Source organism: Alteraurantiacibacter palmitatis, assembly GCF_037154115.1.
GTDB lineage: Bacteria > Pseudomonadota > Alphaproteobacteria > Sphingomonadales > Sphingomonadaceae > Alteraurantiacibacter > Alteraurantiacibacter palmitatis.
Genome location: NZ_JBANRO010000001.1, coordinates 1 through 16642, shown reverse-complemented (window position 1 = coordinate 16642; position 16642 = coordinate 1). Strand labels below are relative to the sequence as shown.

16 protein-coding genes and 1 other annotated feature are annotated in these 16642 nt (G+C 60.0%); of the genes, 1 reads left to right on the top strand and 15 read right to left on the bottom strand.

All coding sequences use genetic code 11. From position 1 onward, the window contains the following. Window positions 1-95 precede the first annotated feature (95 nt). From WFP44_RS00080 to WFP44_RS00045, 8 genes are all read right to left on the bottom strand, one after another. Window positions 96-1505: a sugar porter family MFS transporter gene (locus WFP44_RS00080; RefSeq protein ID WP_336924298.1), complete on the bottom strand. Its 1410-nt coding sequence runs from the start codon at window positions 1503-1505 to the stop codon at window positions 96-98. Window positions 1506-1955: 450 nt separating this feature from the next. Continuing rightward, entirely contained in the window at window positions 1956-2639 is a 684-nt protein-coding gene (locus WFP44_RS00075) for a Fe2+-dependent dioxygenase (RefSeq protein ID WP_336924297.1), read from the bottom strand. Between the two features lie 24 nt (window positions 2640-2663). After that, a complete protein-coding gene (locus tag WFP44_RS00070) occupies window positions 2664-5021 on the bottom strand; it encodes a TonB-dependent receptor (RefSeq protein ID WP_336924296.1) in 2358 nt (785 codons plus the stop codon). A 16-nt stretch (window positions 5022-5037) separates the two neighbouring features. After that, window positions 5038-5790 carry an energy transducer TonB gene (locus WFP44_RS00065; protein ID WP_336924295.1) on the bottom strand — a complete coding sequence of 251 codons (753 nt, stop codon included), beginning with the start codon at window positions 5788-5790 and terminating at the stop codon, window positions 5038-5040. Beyond that, complete coding sequence (gene exbD, locus WFP44_RS00060) at window positions 5790-6215, bottom strand: TonB system transport protein ExbD (protein WP_336924294.1); 426 nt, start codon at window positions 6213-6215, stop codon at window positions 5790-5792. The genes WFP44_RS00065 and exbD overlap by 1 nt, the downstream gene beginning before the upstream one ends. A gap of 3 nt (window positions 6216-6218) precedes the next feature. Continuing rightward, window positions 6219-6989 (bottom strand): tonB-system energizer ExbB, encoded by a 771-nt coding sequence (gene exbB, locus WFP44_RS00055; RefSeq protein WP_336924293.1) that lies wholly within the window; start codon window positions 6987-6989, stop codon window positions 6219-6221. Window positions 6990-7171: 182 nt separating this feature from the next. Next, window positions 7172-8605, bottom strand: coding sequence for a PepSY domain-containing protein (locus WFP44_RS00050; RefSeq protein WP_336924292.1), 1434 nt, complete (start codon window positions 8603-8605; stop codon window positions 7172-7174). Window positions 8606-8627: 22 nt separating this feature from the next. Next, entirely contained in the window at window positions 8628-10808 is a 2181-nt protein-coding gene (locus tag WFP44_RS00045; protein ID WP_336924291.1) for a TonB-dependent receptor, read from the bottom strand. A gap of 961 nt (window positions 10809-11769) precedes the next feature. After that, window positions 11770-11823 (top strand) — a sequence feature (sul1 is cis-regulatory element that is thought to sense ions involved in sulfur or methionine metabolism; They are found in Alphaproteobacteria). 91 nt (window positions 11824-11914) lie between these two features. On the opposite strand from WFP44_RS00045, the gene WFP44_RS00040 reads away from it, so the two are divergent. Continuing rightward, on the top strand, window positions 11915-12067 hold the full coding sequence (locus WFP44_RS00040; protein WP_336924685.1) for a hypothetical protein: 153 nt from the start codon (window positions 11915-11917) through the stop codon (window positions 12065-12067). A gap of 28 nt (window positions 12068-12095) precedes the next feature. On the opposite strand, the gene WFP44_RS00035 is transcribed toward WFP44_RS00040, so the two are convergent. From WFP44_RS00035 to WFP44_RS00005, 7 genes are all read right to left on the bottom strand, one after another. Next, complete coding sequence (locus WFP44_RS00035; RefSeq protein WP_336924290.1) at window positions 12096-12608, bottom strand: phosphate-starvation-inducible PsiE family protein; 513 nt, start codon at window positions 12606-12608, stop codon at window positions 12096-12098. Then, window positions 12605-12898 (bottom strand): mechanosensitive ion channel family protein, encoded by a 294-nt coding sequence (locus WFP44_RS00030; RefSeq protein ID WP_336924289.1) that lies wholly within the window; start codon window positions 12896-12898, stop codon window positions 12605-12607. Before WFP44_RS00030 ends, WFP44_RS00035 begins: the two co-directional genes overlap by 4 nt. Further along, entirely contained in the window at window positions 12891-13445 is a 555-nt protein-coding gene (locus WFP44_RS00025) for a mechanosensitive ion channel family protein (RefSeq protein ID WP_336924288.1), read from the bottom strand. Before WFP44_RS00025 ends, WFP44_RS00030 begins: the two co-directional genes overlap by 8 nt. A 123-nt stretch (window positions 13446-13568) precedes the next feature. Next, window positions 13569-14036 carry an NADH dehydrogenase ubiquinone Fe-S protein 4 gene (locus tag WFP44_RS00020; RefSeq protein WP_336924287.1) on the bottom strand — a complete coding sequence of 156 codons (468 nt, stop codon included), beginning with the start codon at window positions 14034-14036 and terminating at the stop codon, window positions 13569-13571. Window positions 14037-14145: 109 nt separating this feature from the next. Then, the gene (locus tag WFP44_RS00015; RefSeq protein WP_336924286.1) at window positions 14146-14766 is read right to left on the bottom strand and encodes a hypothetical protein; all 621 of its coding nucleotides are present in this window, start codon (window positions 14764-14766) and stop codon (window positions 14146-14148) included. Between the two features lie 109 nt (window positions 14767-14875). Continuing rightward, window positions 14876-15496, bottom strand: a complete 621-nt coding sequence (locus WFP44_RS00010; RefSeq protein ID WP_336924285.1) for an HdeD family acid-resistance protein — start codon at window positions 15494-15496, stop codon at window positions 14876-14878. A 110-nt stretch (window positions 15497-15606) separates the two neighbouring features. Next, window positions 15607-16524, bottom strand: a complete 918-nt coding sequence (locus tag WFP44_RS00005; RefSeq protein WP_336924284.1) for a YfdX family protein — start codon at window positions 16522-16524, stop codon at window positions 15607-15609. Between the last annotated feature and the right edge of the window lie 118 nt (window positions 16525-16642).

The following is a 16642-nucleotide window of genomic DNA, read 5'->3' as shown; positions in this document are numbered from 1 at the left end:
GCCGCACTTGTCTGCCTGTTGGGAATAGAAAAGGGCTGGAGCGACCGCAACCGCCCCAGCCCTTCGGAGTTACCTCGCAAAGAAGGTGATCGGCATCAGCCCTGCATTTCTTCCAGTTCCTTGCCCTTCGTCTCGTTGATGAGCGACTTGACGAGGAACCAGCTGATCACGGCCGCCGTGGTGTAGAGCGCATAAGTGCCTGCGAGCGACCAACTGGCCATTGACGGAAAGCTCTGCACCACCAGGTAATTGGCGCCCCACTGAGCCAGACCCGCCACAGCCAGCGCACTGCCGCGCATCTGGTTGGGGAACATCTCGCCCAGCATCACCCACATCACCGGGCCCCAGCTGAAGTTGAAGAAGATCACGTAGAGATTGGCGGCGATCAGCGCGGTGTAGCCCGCCGTCTCGCTCAGCACGAGATTGCCGGCCGCGTCGGTCCCCGCGCCAGAGAAGGCCCAGGTCATCGCACCCAGCGTAACCGCCATGCCGGCCGAACCGATCATCAGCAGCGGCTTTCGTCCAAGCTTGTCGATCATCACCAGCGCGGCCAGCACCGCCGCAATGGACACGAGGCCCGAGAAGATGTTGCGCTCAAGAGCCACTTCTTCCGAAACGCCCGCCAGCTTCCACAGAGTCTCGCCGTAATAGAAGATGATGTTGATGCCCACGAACTGCTGGAAAGTCGCCAGCATGATGCCGGCCCACACGATCGGGCGGAAAACCGTGCCCGGCGCGGTGACATCGGACAGCCGCGGACGGTGATCAGCGTTGAAGCTGGCCTTGATTTCCACCACCTTGCGCTGCGCCTCATCGGTCCCGAAGATGCGGGTGAGTACGCCCAGCGCCTCGGCATCGCGGCCGCGGCTGACGAGGTAGCGCGGGCTCTCCGGAATGAAAAACAGCGCGACAAGGAAAACGACTGCGGGAACACCCTGCGCCAGATACATCCACCGCCAGGCCTGCCGACCGGCAATCTCGCTCAACGAATCGCCTGCAGCCTGCGCCAGCAGATAATTCACAACGAAGGCCGCCGTCAGGCCAGTGATGATCATCACCTGCTGCACCGTGGTCAGCCGGCCACGAATGTTGGCCGGGGCCATTTCGGAGATGTAGAGCGGCGAGAGCACCGAGGCCGCGCCAACCGCCATGCCGGCAGCAAAGCGCGCAATCACGAAGATCGTGTGCGAATCGGTAAGCCCCTGCACCAGCGCACTGCCCAGAAACAGGATCGCCGCCAGGATCATCACCGTGCGCCGGCCGATTATATCGGCCAGCCGCCCGGCGAAGAAAGCACCGGCCGCACAGCCGATCAGCAGGGAACCGACCGTAAAGCCCAGCGCCGCCTCGCTCAGATTGAACTTTTCGGTCAGCCCGCCCTGCGTGCCGTTGACCGCACCGCTGTCGTACCCGAACAGCAGGCCCCCGATCGTGGCCACCGCCACAATAGCGCTGATGAGCGCCATATTGACCTTGGCGGCTTCGCCTTGCCCATTCAATTGCATGAAAATCCCTCTCCTGCCCTGCGTCTGCCCGCGCCATGCCTGCATGGCGCAATGCCGCATCACCCATTCTTATGGTAGCGCTACCTTGAACCGGTTCTTTACGCGGCGCAAGACGGATTCTGCCAGCGCGCGCAGGTTGGGACAAGTTTGCCAGGGAACGCAGGGATGGCAAGTGCACAGCAATGCCACATTATGCGCCAAGAGTGCTCCGCCACATCGCCGACCCCACTCGTTCTCTCCACAGGCGGAATTACATCCTCGTCGCAGGCCATCACGGCCAGGGCACGGAACTCAAGGGCCTTGGCTTGATGCATCGTGGCCATGCGGACGCTTTCGCTCTCGGGTTTCGCAAATGCTGCCGCCACTGCCTCGTCTGCGCGGGGCCGTTGCTGCCCGGCTCGCACAAGCACCCCACCTCGGCAGGCGCGATGCCGGCGGCAAAGCATTCCTTTACACTTGCGCCCACTGGCGCACCAGATTGTGATAGACGTGGATCAGCCGGTCGATATCGGGATCGTCCTTTGCGCGGCCGGGTGATAGCGCCCGGATCGAACAATCCAGGTCGTAGAGGAGCGCGCGCAGATGGTTGTCGGCCACGGCGCTCTGCAGCCAGGTGATCGCGCAGACTCGTTCGCCGCGCGTCACCGGTGTGACCTGATGCAGGCTGGAGCTGGGATAGAGCACCATGTCGCCCGCCGGCAGCTTTACAGCCTGTGCTCCGAACGGGGTTTCCGCCAGCAACTCGCCGCCGTCATAGTCTTCGGGGTCGGAAAGAAACAGCGTGGCTGACAAATCGCTCCGCAGGGTCAGCCCCGCCTCGGGCAGCCGCATCAAGGCTGCATCGGAATGGGTGCCATAGTGGCCGCCGTCGCGGTAGCAGTTGAACACCGGGGGCCAGATTTTTTCAGCCAGGCTGGCCGAAACAAATTCAGGGTGACTGCCCAGCTTGCGCAGGATTTTCTGTCCCAGATCCTGCGCCTCCGGATCAGTGCGGGGAAGCTGGAGGTTCTGCTTGACCGCGATCGAGCGCGTGCCGGCAGTGGAGGCACCATCCTTCCATGCGGCCGTAGCCAGCCGCTGGCGGAACAGTGCCACCTCATCGCTTGTCAGCACGTTCTCGATCACGATCAGCATCGGTCTGGTTCCGTCAGCTGCGGCCTAGAACCGACCGGTTAGTGTCAGCACGGCGCGGCGTTCGTCGCCCTTGTAGAGGAAATGCCCGCTCTGATAACCAGCCAGATAATAATCCGTATTGCCGATATTCGTCACGTTCAACCGGGCACTGACACTTGGCGAGAAGTCATAGGTGACGAAACCGTCAAATGTCCAATAGGCTGGCACCCGATAGGTGTGAATGCCGAGAGTCGCGTTGTATGATGCTGCGGAGTCCGGCTGGCCTGTGAACATATGGCCCTTGTAGGTAGCCGTGGTGCCGACGGCCAGATCATCGGTCAGCTGATAGCGCGCCTGTCCGCTGAACTGGGTGTTGGCGAAGTTGCTCAATTCCAGGCCAATGCGTGCCGGCGTATTGGATTCGCGCACTTCGCTGTCCATCAGGGTCAGCGCTGCCTGAAGCATGAGCTGGTTGGTGACATTGCCGACCATGCCAAATTCCACCCCGCGCACGCGGTTCTTGCCGGTGTTCAGGCTGCCGCCCGGCTCATAACCGGTGCCGGCGCTCTCGAACACGCCGTCCTTGATGATCTGGAATGCAGCGGCCGTGACCAGCAAGCGATTGCCAAACAAATCGGCCTTGACGCCCAGTTCCAGGCTCTCAACGCTTTCCGGCCGGCCCGCGCCGATGTCGGTTCCGGCGGCTACGCAGATCCCGCCATAGCCGCAGTTAGCGCCAAGGTCGCTCTCTCCGCCGTTGATCTCCTTGCCGGTGCCATAATTGAAGTAGACCATCACCCCGTCCACGGGGTGCAGGCTTATCCCGGCATGGCCGTTCCACAACGTGTCATTGTAGGCATAGTTGGTGGTGTTGCCGCCCTGGACTACCGCATTGCTGTATTCGAACAGGTCAACCCGCAGGCCGCCATGCAGACGCAGCAGATCGCTGACCTGCACCGTGTCCATCGCATAGATGCTGAAGGTATCTACCTCCCAGAGGCTGTCAGTGATGCCATTGGTAATCGTGCGTTGGAGCAGGTTATGTATTGTTGTATCGTCGAACAGCACATTGCGCTGGTTGTCGGTGATGCAGAAGGCGTTGTTGGGACCGGTGCCAGAGGTGCGGCAATTGGGGGTGCCGCCATTGGTGAGGATATAGGTGCCGTTGGCCACCCGCAGGTTTGAGTATTCAACCCCTGCAATGGCGTCGTGCTTCAGTCCGCCGGTATTGAAACTGGCCAGCATATTGGTCTGGTTGACGAAATATCGCACGTCCTGGTTGCCCTGGTGTGACGACAGGGTGAGCTGGCCGTAGTCGTTGGTGGCCGGACGGAATGCCCCGCCGCGCAGGCCGGTCAGCACATAGCCATTGGTCGTCTCGCCATAACGCGTAGCATTGATGACCTCGACACCCTCGGCCATGCGCACGGTTATCCGGCTGGTGAAGGTATCGACATTGGTATCGAGGAAATCACCTTGCTGAGCATAATTGGGCACGTCGTGCCACGGCGCGTGGATCGTTATGTCGGACGGCCCGGTGCCGGTGGGGGCGGGCATATAGCCGCCCAGATCCGGAATATCGTCGGCGTTCAAGTGGTAATAATCTACCACCCATTCGACATCGTCGGCCGGCACCCATGCCAGCGAGATCGCCGCACCCAAGCGCTCACGTTCGGAGAAGTTTCGGTTGGGAACTTCTTCGGTGCCGTAGAGCAGGTTCGCACGCACGGCCAAGTTGCCGGTCAGTGGCACGTTGGCATCGATCGTGCCGCGGTAATAGTCGTCGGTGCCTATACTCAGATCGCCGCGCACAAACATATAGTCTGTGCTTGCCTGCTTGGTGATTGAGTTGACCGCCCCGCCTATCGCGCCGCGTCCCGCGAAGGAGGAGCTCGGGCCCTTGGTGATTTCGATCTGGTCCACCGCGAAAGTTTCGCGGATGGTCATGCCGGGATCGCGCAGGCCATCGACAAACACGTCAGACCGTGCCTCATGACCGCGAATGATGTAACGGTCGCCAAAGGCATTGCCGTTTTCCCCCGTGCCAATGGTGACCCCCGGCACATTGTCGATCAGGTCGCGCAGGTCGGAGGCACCCTGTTCCTCGATCTGTGTCTCGGTGATGACCTGTATGGTCTGGGGGGTTTCGCTGAGCGGCTGGGTGCGGCGAACGTCACCCGAACGCAGCGCTCGATAGGGCACTCCGGGCATGGCGTTGGGGTTCACATCGGCGGTGGAGTCCTCGATCTGCAAGGTGTCGAGCACGATCTCATCCCCCTCCTCGGAAGCCTGCTGCGCCGCTGCCGGGCTGGCGAGGGCCGCGGCGGAGAGGCCGAGCGCTGCCGCCGCCATCGGGTGCCGCAAGCTCATCGGCCGGATTGCTCCACGGGTGGACTTACTCATGTATAATCCTTTCTTTTCAGCTGGTTCGTAATGAATATTCAATCGGCAGCGTCAGCGTGACGCTGTCCCGCGTCATCGATCGCGGAAAGCGCGGCAGCGGCGAAACGCGCCGCAACAGGTCCAGCGTCGCCTGGTCGAGCAGCTCATGGCCGCTAGAGACACGGATGCTTGCGTTGCTGACCGTGCCATCGGGGCCGACGGTGAAACGCACCGTCACCACGCCTTCTTGCCGGGCCTGGCGCGCTTCGCGAGGATAGCGCTTGTTGCGGGCCAGGTGCGCGTTGACGAGGCTGAAGTAATCCGCCTCCTGCTGGCGGGCATGCGGGTCATTGCCCGTCACAGGCGACGGCGCGGAGGCCGCCGGCGCAGCAGCCGGAGCAGCGGGCATCTTCGTCGGCACGGGAGCGGCGGCACGCTCGCTGCGCACCGGCTGCGGCGGACCTGGCGGCGCGGCGACGACTGCCTCGCGAGGGAGTGGTGCATTGACCGGGGGCGCGCTCATTTCGGGGGCTTCGACCTGGCGCTCCGGCGTGGGGGTCGGCGGCTTCGGTTGTTCCGGCGCAATTGTTTCCGGCGGTGCGGTCTGCGGCGCGGGTATTGCCGAAAGCGGCGGCAGTTCGACCAGCACCACCGGCTCCTCGGGATGCGGGACAATCGACCGAACGCTGGCCACCATCAACACGGTAAGAACCACGGCGTGGACGACCAGCACCCCTGCGGCCGAGCCCACCCAGGTCCGTTTTTCCTGCATGGCCTTTTGCGATTTCATCAGCGAGTTTCCAGGCCTTCTGCACCCATCAGGGCAACCTGGACGTAACCCGCAGCGCGCAGGGCATTCATCGCCTGCATGATCTCATCGTAGGTTACAGACTTGTCGGCCCGCAGGTAGATGCGCTGCTCCCGGTCTTCGCCCGTCATGCTGGTCACGGTCTGGCCCAGAGTGGCGAGGCTCACCTCGGTCTGATTGACCAACATTGTGCCGCCCGATTGCAGTGTCAGGTAGACCAGCGCATCGGGTCGCGGAGCAGGCTGTGCGGTCGAGACCGGCAATTCGACCTTCACATCCACGGTGGCGAGCGGGGCGGCGACCATGAAGATGATCAGCAGCACCAGCATCACGTCGATAAAGGGTGTGACGTTGATCTCGTGCGCGATCGCCAGATCTTCGCTGTCGGAGGCGAGCTTCAGCGCCATGGATCAGGCAACCTTGGCGGGGGCCGGCGCCGGCAGCGTGCCGCGCGAAAGGTCACGGCTGACCAGCCGCAACACCGCAGCCGCGCTGTCGGAAACCAGCGCCCGGTGCGCGGCGATCTGGCGAGCGAAGTGATTGTAGATGACAACAGCGGGGATCGCGGCGACCAGGCCCAATCCAGTCGCCAGCAGCGCTTCGGCAATGCCGGGGGCGACCACTGCGAGGTTGGTGGTCTGCATCTCGGCAATGCCGATGAAGCTGTTCATGATGCCCCAGACCGTGCCAAACAGGCCAACGAAGGGAGCAGTCGCGCCGATGGTGCCCAGGACAGTAATGCCCTGCGTCATCCGCCGAGCCAGTCTGGCCTCATAACGATCCAGGCGCGAGACAATGCGCTCCTTGACGCCTTCACGATCGTCCAGTGCATCAACCGACAAGGCCAGTTCCGCCTTTGCCTCGCGCACCAGTTCGCCAATGGAAACATCGGCCGGCAGATCGCCCAAGGTGCGGGCACTGGCCAGAACCGAGAGGATCTCCACTGCGCCAGCCCGTTCGCGCTTGAGTTGCAGTTGCTTGGCGACGAACACGGTCCAGGTAATGACGGAGGCCAGCGCCAACCCGATCATCACCAGCTTCACGATCCAGTCGGCCTGCATGAACATGCCGCCGACCGACAGGGTAGAGGGCAAGGCCCCGGCGGTCGTGGTCGCGGCTGCGTTGTTCGCGAAAAGCAGATGCACGGCGGCAGCGGCAGCCACCCACGACTTCAATCCCATCTATAACCCCCTCTTGCAAATCATTCGCAGAAATTGTTGCGAGCCATTCGCAGAAGCGGCACCTTAATGCAAATGATTTTCATTTGCTCTCGAAAATTTCGCGCCGGCTGCCTGCTTGGCGCTTTCCTTCGTGTCAGCACTTCTGTGCGGTGTCCGAGAATGCAGACCAGACGGAACGAGGTTCAGGACGCCCGTGTGCGCCGCAGACGTCGCCAGCCGACATAGACCGCCGTTGCTGAACTGATCAGGCCGGCAATCGACATCAGCCAGATCAGCAGATCGCGCGCCGGGGGCGAATGAAGCAGCAGGTTCAGATCCCAGCGGTGAAACAGGTCGAACAGCCAGCGGTATATGCGCCGCCTCGAATCGGAATGACCTAGGATCTCGCCGGTTGCCGGATCGATATGAACCCAGCTCTTGGCATCGTCGTCAAACTTGACGCGGAGCACCGGCAGGTGGACCTCGCTGCGCACGGCATACCAATAGGCATCCGGGCGGGTCAGGGTCTCGACAAAGAGAATTGCAGCGCCGGGGAAAAGAGCTGCGAGCTTATCTTGCACGAGCGCCATGTCGACCCGATGCGGTGCCAATGTGTCGGCAGCCAGGACAATGTCCTCTGAACCATGTTTCTGCACGCGCAGGAAGGACGATCCCGCCGCAGCCTGCACCACGAGGCGGGTTGCCCCCTCGCTTCGTTCGGCCAAGGCAATGAGGTTATCCGGGACCTCCACGGACGCCCCCGCATAGGCCTGGCGGGCCGGAGCGCTAATCCCCTCGCTGGCAAAGAGACGGAACGGATCGACCGAGAGCCACCCCGAAAAGATCCACAGCACGAGGAAAGCCGAGCCGACAAGACCCGACACATGGTGCCATTTCATCCAGCCGCGATAAGGCGTCATCCGCCCGCCCTTGAATCGCCGCGCGCCGGGCCGGATGCGCATGAGCCCAATCCAGATACCGGTCAGGGCTACCAGAATGCATGGCCCGGAAACCCACATCACTACCTGCCGCCAAAGCGGCTGGTCCGCCCTCAGCGCGCGCGGATAGAGCCAGTGCGGCACCGAACCGAGCCAGTTCCAGAACCGTTCGGTCTGCGCGGTATCCAGCACGACCTGTCCCGTTCTGGATGAAACGTAAAGCACACGCCCGCCTTTTCCTGCCAGCTCCGCCTTCCACAAGGGACGGTGCCAATCGTATCCGCTGCCCACGGTCCACTGGTCGGCGTGGATCAACCGCATGGCGGTGACCGGGGCATCCCCGAAGCTGGCAGCGATAGCCCTGGCCTCTTCCCGTCCCGCATTTCCTGCAGGCGTTCCGCTGTCGGCCCAGACCGAGGACGGGGGTGCATCCCAGTGGCTCAGCCTCCAGATCGGCCGGTCGCCGCGCATCTCAAGGGTCAGTTGCCGAAGCGGTTCCTCTGCCTGAGGCATCTGAGCCACTCTCGCCCAGGCGATCGGGGCGAGGCCTTGAAGCTCCTCGTCCCTCTCCAGCGACGGGAACGGCACGTAGAGCATGACAAGGCCCGATGCGAACCACATCACGAACAGCAGGCAGGTGGCAATGCCGATCCAGCGGTGGATCAGATAAAGCCAACGCTTCACAGCTTGCCAGCCCACCGCCGCTTACTTCCCGCCCATGTCAGAAACTGGCACGGACAGCCACGTCGAACGACCGGGGACGCCCCAAAATCCATTGCTCATTGGCATAGGTGCTGAAAGCGTAATCCGTGTCGAACAGGTTGTAGAGCCGCACGTCAAGGGCGACATTGGGCGTGAGCGCATAGGTCGCGCCAAGATCCACCACCGTGTAGGCGGGAACGCGGAAGGCGTTGGCATTGTCGGTAAAGCGACGTCCGACATGGCGTAAATTGGCGCGGGTCGAGAATCGCCCCCCGTCAGCCCAGCGCAGTTCCACATTTGCCGCCTGTTCAGGCACGCCGGGCGGCGTATTGTCTTCAAAGCCGGCAAATTCATCGAAATTGGCGTCGAGCACGGTGCCATTCGCCGTCAGGCCGAAGCCGGCGCCAAGGTCGAGGTCGACCGTCGCTTCGATTCCTTGCGCCGAGCGCTGCCCAACCTGATCGATCGCCCCGCCCACGACCGTCTGCGTGAACAGGTTCTCCTTCACCAGTCGATAGGCCGCCAGCGTGAAGCTGCCGCGCCCATCCATGAAGAGGCCTTTCACGCCCGCTTCGTATTGGTAGCCATTGGCATAGGTAAGCTGGAACTGCGCCGCCGAAGTTGCAAATGTCGTGAGTGTGCCCAGCGGATCGACGCCAGTGGCATATTGGGCGTAGATGCTCAGATTTTCACTGGGTTGGTAGACCGCTCCCACGCGCCAGGTGGTGCTGTCCAGCTTCTTGAACGCCTCCGTGCCGCCGTTCAGTGCCGGTGCGTCCCCTGTGATCACGCCATTGGTATAGACCCAATTCCAGCGTCCAGTCTTGTTCTCCTCGTGCCTGATGCCGCCGACCAGAGAGAACTGGTCGCTTATCGCCAGCCGATCCTCGGCATAGATCGCCCAGGTGGTGGTGCGCGTGTGATAGCGCGGCAGCAGGCCGACCGTGTCGAGGAAAAGTCCGGGGTCGAACCCGGTCAACGGCACCTCGTCTTCCTGGTAGACGCTGGCAAATTGGTGGGAATAGTTGAGCGTTACCCGGCTCACATCCAGCCCCACAAGGAAGGTGTTCGCCATGCCGCCTAGCCGGTGATCTAAGGCGACATGGCCTTGATTGCCGTATTGGTCGACGTTGTGGATGATGCCGAAATTGTCCGCGCGATAAATGCGGCCCGGCGTGCCTGAGCCAATCCCGTTGGCGCAGTCGCCGCTGGCGCCGATGTAGCAATAGGTTTCCAGATTGCGCCATTTGCGGTTGCTGGCCAGCCAGTAGGTCGTGTTGGCGATGGAGACGGCATCGCTCACTTCCCAGGCGACGGTCATCGACAGGCGATTGTCACGAAATCGCATCGTGGCATCGGCCACGTTGTAATTCTCACGCCGGATCGATGAGTCCAGCTCCCCGTCGATCAGCGGCGTGCCGAAATATTGCATCGGGTTTGCGTTGCCGAAATCGTTCCGCAGCGTGAGTGAGAAATTGTCGGTAGGCGCAAAACGCAGCGCGCCTGACAGCGCCAGATTGTCGTTCTCACCCCGGTCGACAAAGCCATCCGACTGGCGGTAGCTGGCATCGGCGCGGAAGGCGAGCGAGCGGCTGATCGGGCCGCCTATACCGCCGGCAAGCCGCCAGCTGTCCTGAGAACCAAAGCCTGCCTCGGCATCCAGTTCGAAACGCTCGGTATTGGGGCTGCGCGGGATCACATTTACCACTCCGCCCAGTGCGCCCTGGCCATAGAGCACCGAAGCCGGGCCGCTCAGCACCTCGATCCGCTCGACATTCCACGGATCGGACGGGAATGAGATCGAACCGTTGTTCGGGAACAGCCGCACCCCGTCATAGAGCTGCATGACCGAACCCTGTCCGTTGAAGCCGCGCATACTGAAAGAAAGACCAGCATTGCCGGGATTGCCATCATTGGTAACACCTGCAGCACGCGACACCGCGTCGACGATCGCGAGATCGCCCCGCGCCCGCAGGTCATCGCCAGTTACCACGTTCACCGTAGCCGGCGTCTCCAGCAGGCTCAATCCGAGGCGGCTTCCGGTTGGCGTTTCGGTGGCAAGCACCTGCTGGCGCTGGGCGGTGACCAGAATGCTGTCATCCGCCTCGGTATTTTGCTGCGCAATCGCCGGTGTGGAGAGCACCGCCGCGAGCGCAAGAACTGAAATGCCGTATGCCCGATGCCAAAGACTTTGTTTCACTGCCAATTCCCTTGAACGTCCAACCGGGAAATCCCCCGGTGCGGCCCCGGAATGCTGATAAAGCTTTGGTTCGGTAGGTTAATTACGGTTACGCTTCCGCGTGTAACGTTACCGCTCTCTGCCAAAAGGCAGCGATCAAGAGAGAAACCATCGCAAGTTTGACAGCGCCGACCTGCTAAGTCTTGCCGGTGGATGGGTGGTAGGGTTTCAGCACGCCTGATTGGCACGACCCGGGTGCTTGGAACCGAGGTTCTGCAGGACCTGCAATTTTGCGCAGGGATGCAAAGCCAGCCGTGGCTCATTGCAGCTTACTGATTGCGCGATATATACTCGTGCAGGGAATTTTGACCCGCCTGGCGATCAGCGCGTGCGCATGATGCATTGGTGGCCGGATGAGATCGATTCTCTGAAGCAGCTGAACCCAACGCCGCGCGGTTCGTAAGCTGTCCAGAAAAGACCCCCCAAATGACACCCCGGAGGTGCGAATTTCCACAGGCAGCCGCGACCAAGGGCGAAAGCTTGATCAGAATTTTCCTGTGATTTTCAGTGAATTCCGCTCAATCGCACACTCCGGCGATGAAGCTGATGGTGCCAGAAGAGGCATCGTATTCGACCATTATTTTGTCGTATTTTCAAATGCTTAGAATATTCGGCTTGGCCAAAAAGCCCTCAAAAGGCCCGCAAAACCCGTCTAATGCATTGGTTCGATGCCTTTTTCAGGACTCAAAATTGACAATGCGGCTCCGAATGACACGGTCGATCAATGACTGATTTGCGCCCATCTCGGTCATTCGAGATCGTGTCAGTTCACCTCGCAAACCGCCCTTTGTTCCGATCAAACAGATGCGAATTGAGCGGATCGGTGTCCGCTGTACAGGGCAACCTATTTGCTCCACAAGCTTCAGGGTCTGCCCCTTCGCACTTGCAACATTTAGATTATAACATTACGGGCCGCTAATCCATCGGACCCGGCCGCGCCGGGTGGCTCGGCCCGGCGCCTATCCCCAGGACAACCTTTCAGACCGGCATCAGGCCGCACAAAGTGTTCGCAGCTATGCGATGCTTACCGGCGTCGTGCCGGTCGTGTGAGTCGTGTTAGGGTTCACATGTTCGATATTTCCACGCTTAAGCGTGAATGGTTCTCCAATCCCCGGCGGGATATTCTCGCCGGGATCGTCGTCGCTCTTGCACTCATTCCCGAAGCGATCGGCTTCTCCATCATCGCTCGCAAGGGCGCGCCGGTCCTTTTCTGTCTGTAACCGCGCTGGTTACGGCTTCAGACCAGCCCTATTCCTGTATCTGCTCAAGCCGCTCCTGCCGATCCTGATCGCGAACGAGCCAGAATACCGCACCAAGTGCCAGCACAGCCCCTGAAAGCGCGGCGACCTTTGCGGCGCTCGTGTCTGCCAAATCGAGGATGATAAACTTGCGCACAATTGCCAACAGCGCAATCAGGATTATCGTGCGCACCTGCAGGATACCGAACCCCCTGTCGGCCGCTACGAGCAATGAACGCTTGAACTCAAGCGCAATCACAACAGTAAAAATCATTCCGAAGACAGTCTGAAAAGTGGCAAAATCGAGCGGATCGAGAGCGCCCAAGACAAGGCTTGTTACAACTTCGCGCATCAATGACCAAACCGCTGCAATAACGACGATTGCGATTATTCCGCTGAGAACGATAACGACCGCGTCCTCGAATTTCTCGTACAAAGACATCGCAGACCATTCTGCACGTGTCATTTTGCGCAATCTCAGAAAATTCGCGAGCATTGGTTTATCCTTGCGGCCGTCTTTCAAGCATTCTTCACCACAGCCTCGGTTTGTCCAAGCATGATGTTGAGCGGCGGGGCAGGGCCATCTTTCGGGAGCCCCGGATACAGGGTAAAGTGTGGGAATGGTATGTCGATGCCAGTCTCGTCGAATGCCTGCTTGATCCTGCGGAAGAACTCCCTGCGCACTTCCCATTGTGATCCTGGCGTCACCTTCAGGCGCAGTCGCAATATGACGGCACTGTCACCGAGCGCTTCCACACCGACAATCTCGGGCTCATCAATTATGCGGTCTGCAAAGGCGCGATCCTTAGCCATCTGCGAGGCAACGCTGTGCATAATGCCCAACGCCTCGTCTGTCTTTTTCGCGATAGGCGATACCGACATCGATTACCGACCTGGAATATTCCATGGTCTTGTTCAGGACATTGGTAATGTTCCCACATGGCACGAAAATCACCTTGCCATAGTAATCGCGCAGACGAACGCTTCGCAGCGTGATTTCTTCTACCACTCCAATATGGCCACCGATCTCGACTATGTCATCGACGCGCAGCTGCCCTTCAAGCAGGATGATAAATCCGGAAAAGTAATCTTTCACCAGGCTCTGCGCGGCAAATCCTGCTGCAATTCCGGCCACTCCCGCAGCAGTCAGCAAAGGCGCTATTAATACGCCCATGATCGAGAGCAAGGTCACCCCGGCAACTGTCCATATCACGATGCGCCCGAATATCAGACCGGTCCTGTATGCAGTTGCAACCCTCCTTGCAGCATCTGGATCACTTCGTTTGCTTGTCATCTTCTGTTCGATGCGCCGCATCAGGCGCGAAAACAGAGCTGCCGCCAAAGAAGCGAGAAACACCACCAACACGCTCCGCACTGCGTCTTCTAGCAGGGATGAGGAAACGGAGAGGGCTCGCAATTCGGATTCGTCGATTACATTTGACTCGTGATACTCGCTTATTTTCGACCGCATCGACCTTTCGTACTAGCCAATTGTTGCGCCCGTAAATGCTGGCGGGTCGGAGGCAGGAAAGCTTTCGAGCAGCGCTTCATCCACCGGGTCGAACTCCTTCTCGCGCTCAGCCCGCTCGCCGGCTTTCGCGCCTCGATATAGCCGGTTTCGGGAAATCTGTTTGCCCTCGCCTGACCATCGTATCGGCCAGTTCCCGGGCGCATCAGAGCCACGATAGAGTTGGTCGATCTTAGAACTGAGATGCCGCGACGCCGGATTGTGGATGACCCTGTATTCCCACCCCTGTCGCTCGGCGAATGCGATAGCGCTGTCCCGGTCAGGAAACTGAACACGGATATGGCGATATGGATCATCATTGGTGATCCATCCCGTGTATGCGTCGTAGCCCAGTGATCTTCTCGCCTCGAACTCAAGGTACCACGGTCGCGGGCGGTGCCTGCCCTGAAGCGTGGAGCGCGGTTCCTGATAGATCTTTGCCATTGGAATTTCGGCGGAAATATTATTCGTGCCGGGCTGCTTCGATAGGCGCGGCGGACGATTATGGCCTCTGTGCATGTTCAGGTCCTTTACGCTTTATCGTTGCTGGCCGTTACGCTTCGTCCAGATCATCGAGCCGTTCCATCTGCCGAGAGTTGCGGCGGATCAGTTCCTGTGCGGTGTCATTCTTGGCGCTCCCGATCTCGTCAAGCATGTCGGATCGCATTCCGATGGTCAGCTCGGCGACGGCGTGCATCACCTCTTCTGCGTCGGCATTGGTCAGGTTTCCGTCCCGTAATCCGCGTATAAGCTTGTCGAGCACCGACTGGAAGGACTTGATCACCTCGGGACTGGCGATCACTGCCAGTTTGTGTCCGATAACCCGCAATTCATCGATGAGAGCCGGATCGGGATCGCGTTGTTCGGCGATTTCCGCGACCTTTTCGATCGCCGACATGTAAACCGAGTTCTTCTGGTCGAACAGATGGACGCGGGCCTCCTTGCTGAGCTCGAGCTCGGTCTGGCGGTTGAGCAGCATCGCGGTAAGAAAGATCGTCGCGACAGCGCCAAGGAAGACAAGGATAGTTTCCTGCACGAAAGGAAAGCTGGACGCGCCGACATAGAGCTGGTGGTAGAGCGCATATCCCAAGACCAACGCGGCAAGGATGCCAGCGAGCCATACGATCTCACGAATGCGCGGCCTTTTTCCCTCCATCGCCCCCCTTGCCGTCATATGCTTGCCGGCCGCTCTGAAGCCAGTGCAGTGCCGTGGCGATACTTCGGGATAGGCTCATGTGATTTATCCCGGTGGCAGCAACCGATCCACGATGTGGAAAAGCTACCTAGCTCGCCGGCTGTACGCCTGTATCATCCGCCTTCGCCGCGCGCCGCAAGCGAAAGCCAAGGAGCAGCATGACAGTTCCGAACATCGCGGCATAGAACGCGAGGACCCAGCCCAAGGCGAGGAATGTCTCGACGGGAGCAGTCAAGAGCATCCAGATTACAAAACCGGCCAGCGCAATGGACAGCAGGCCACCTAACCCAAGCCAAAACTCGCCCTTGATTTCCTTGCGCAGCCGAATGGCGGTAACGATCTGGGCGATGCCCGAGGCGGACGACCAGAATGCGATCATCCACCAAAGGAACAGCGAAAGCACGAAACTGGCCATCATCGGAGTAATCAGCACAACAATACCAGTACCGATGCCGACCACGCCGTTGAACGCCAGCCAACCCCACTTCTCACCCGCGCGGATGTTGCGAAAAGCCGCGATAAGCGAGAAGATTCCGTCTACCATCGAGAAGGCACCGAAGATGATTGTCAGCCCGAGCAAGGCGCTGGCAGGCATCAGCACCGCGAGCACCGCAAGGATCAGGGCAAGCACACCGCGCAAAACAAATGCCCACCAGTTTCCTGCTAAACTGCAGACCGGGAAAGGTATTTTATTTGCCAGTGTTGCCATGACGATAGCCCCATACGTTGAGTTGAGTCGTTGAGATCGGAATTCAGCGCAAACAAAAATCCTGACGGTGCGCTGACATTAATGGATAACGCGCCGCCAGGAAATTACTTTCAATTCTCATTAGGTTGCACCGCTTCGCGAGCCTTGCCGAAAAGCCCCTTGATGCGTTCGAAGAAGCGAGTTGCAGCATTGCCCCCGCCCGTCTCTCGCTCAAGTTCTTGGATCGCGTCCTGCAGATCGTCAAGATCCTTCTTGGTCGCATAACCGAGCGCTTGCGCCATCTCGATTTGCTCACGGGCCTTTTGCAGTTCCGCAGCGATTGCCTGGTTGTCTTCCTGCGTGCGGTTCTCTTTTGCCGCAACGACGCGCGCGGCCTCGACGCTTGCCTCGGCACGGACGATCGGCAACGGAATTATGGTTTCGGTCACGACAATCGTGCTCAGGGCGTTTAGCAAGACGAGCTTGGCCTCCTGAGGCTTCTGTTCGTCCAGCAGTGCGGCCGCGCGTTTGATGGCATCAGGATAGGTGCCTAGCGGAAGGTTGCTGGTCCTGATAACCATCTCGCTTGCGAGGCCTTCCATGAGCCGCCTCGCTTCCTGCAAACGTCCGTCGTCAGTTAGATCCTTGATCCGGTCCACGAGCGCCGTGACATCGCCTGGCGTTGCAAGAACATCATGTTCGATGACCGAATTGGCCACCGGAGCAAGCGCCAGGTTGGGTTCGCGCGCCAGGATGATCTCGAGTTTGCCCGTGGCCCTGGCCAGAGCGTCGATCGCCTCTTGATTATTGCCCGCGTCAATGGCGCTGATAGCCGCCTGCGATTCATCGAGAGCGGAAACCGCTTCCTTCAGCAGAGTTCCGAGTTGCATCTGATCCTCGGCCGTGGCGCCGCCCGCAGCCTGATCCGTATCGGTTGCGCTAGCCGAAGCTTCCTGTCCGTCCGCCGCCTCCTCGGCATTATCGGAACAGGCCGTAGCTGCAAGCAATGCGATGGCGGCAACGCCGTAGCCAAGATTTCTGAATGTCATGGCTGAACTCCCCCTTTGATGGTTGGACTACAAGTTGGCTTAGAGCCTGATTCATAATTATCGGTCGTGATTTCATAGCCTTGCGATGCGGCGGGTGAAGAGTTGGATTGAGGCGATG

Bases quoted from the DNA above. Each gene is read 5' to 3' on its own strand.
- exbB (WP_336924293.1), bottom strand. From the start codon at position 6,989: ATGGGATTGAAGTCGTGGGTGGCTGCCGCTGCCGCCGTGCATCTGCTT.
- WFP44_RS00030 (WP_336924289.1), bottom strand. From the start codon at position 12,898: ATGGCTAAGGATCGCGCCTTTGCAGACCGCATAATTGATGAGCCCGAG.
- WFP44_RS00010 (WP_336924285.1), bottom strand. From the start codon at position 15,496: ATGGCAACACTGGCAAATAAAATACCTTTCCCGGTCTGCAGTTTAGCA.
- WFP44_RS00015 (WP_336924286.1), bottom strand. From the start codon at position 14,766: ATGACGGCAAGGGGGGCGATGGAGGGAAAAAGGCCGCGCATTCGTGAG.
- WFP44_RS00040 (WP_336924685.1), top strand. From the start codon at position 11,915: ATGTTCGATATTTCCACGCTTAAGCGTGAATGGTTCTCCAATCCCCGG.
- WFP44_RS00005 (WP_336924284.1), bottom strand. From the start codon at position 16,524: ATGACATTCAGAAATCTTGGCTACGGCGTTGCCGCCATCGCATTGCTT.
- exbD (WP_336924294.1), bottom strand. From the start codon at position 6,215: ATGGCGCTGAAGCTCGCCTCCGACAGCGAAGATCTGGCGATCGCGCAC.
- WFP44_RS00080 (WP_336924298.1), bottom strand. From the start codon at position 1,505: ATGCAATTGAATGGGCAAGGCGAAGCCGCCAAGGTCAATATGGCGCTC.
- WFP44_RS00070 (WP_336924296.1), bottom strand. From the start codon at position 5,021: ATGAGTAAGTCCACCCGTGGAGCAATCCGGCCGATGAGCTTGCGGCAC.
- WFP44_RS00020 (WP_336924287.1), bottom strand. From the start codon at position 14,036: ATGGCAAAGATCTATCAGGAACCGCGCTCCACGCTTCAGGGCAGGCAC.
- WFP44_RS00065 (WP_336924295.1), bottom strand. From the start codon at position 5,790: ATGAAATCGCAAAAGGCCATGCAGGAAAAACGGACCTGGGTGGGCTCG.
- WFP44_RS00075 (WP_336924297.1), bottom strand. From the start codon at position 2,639: ATGCTGATCGTGATCGAGAACGTGCTGACAAGCGATGAGGTGGCACTG.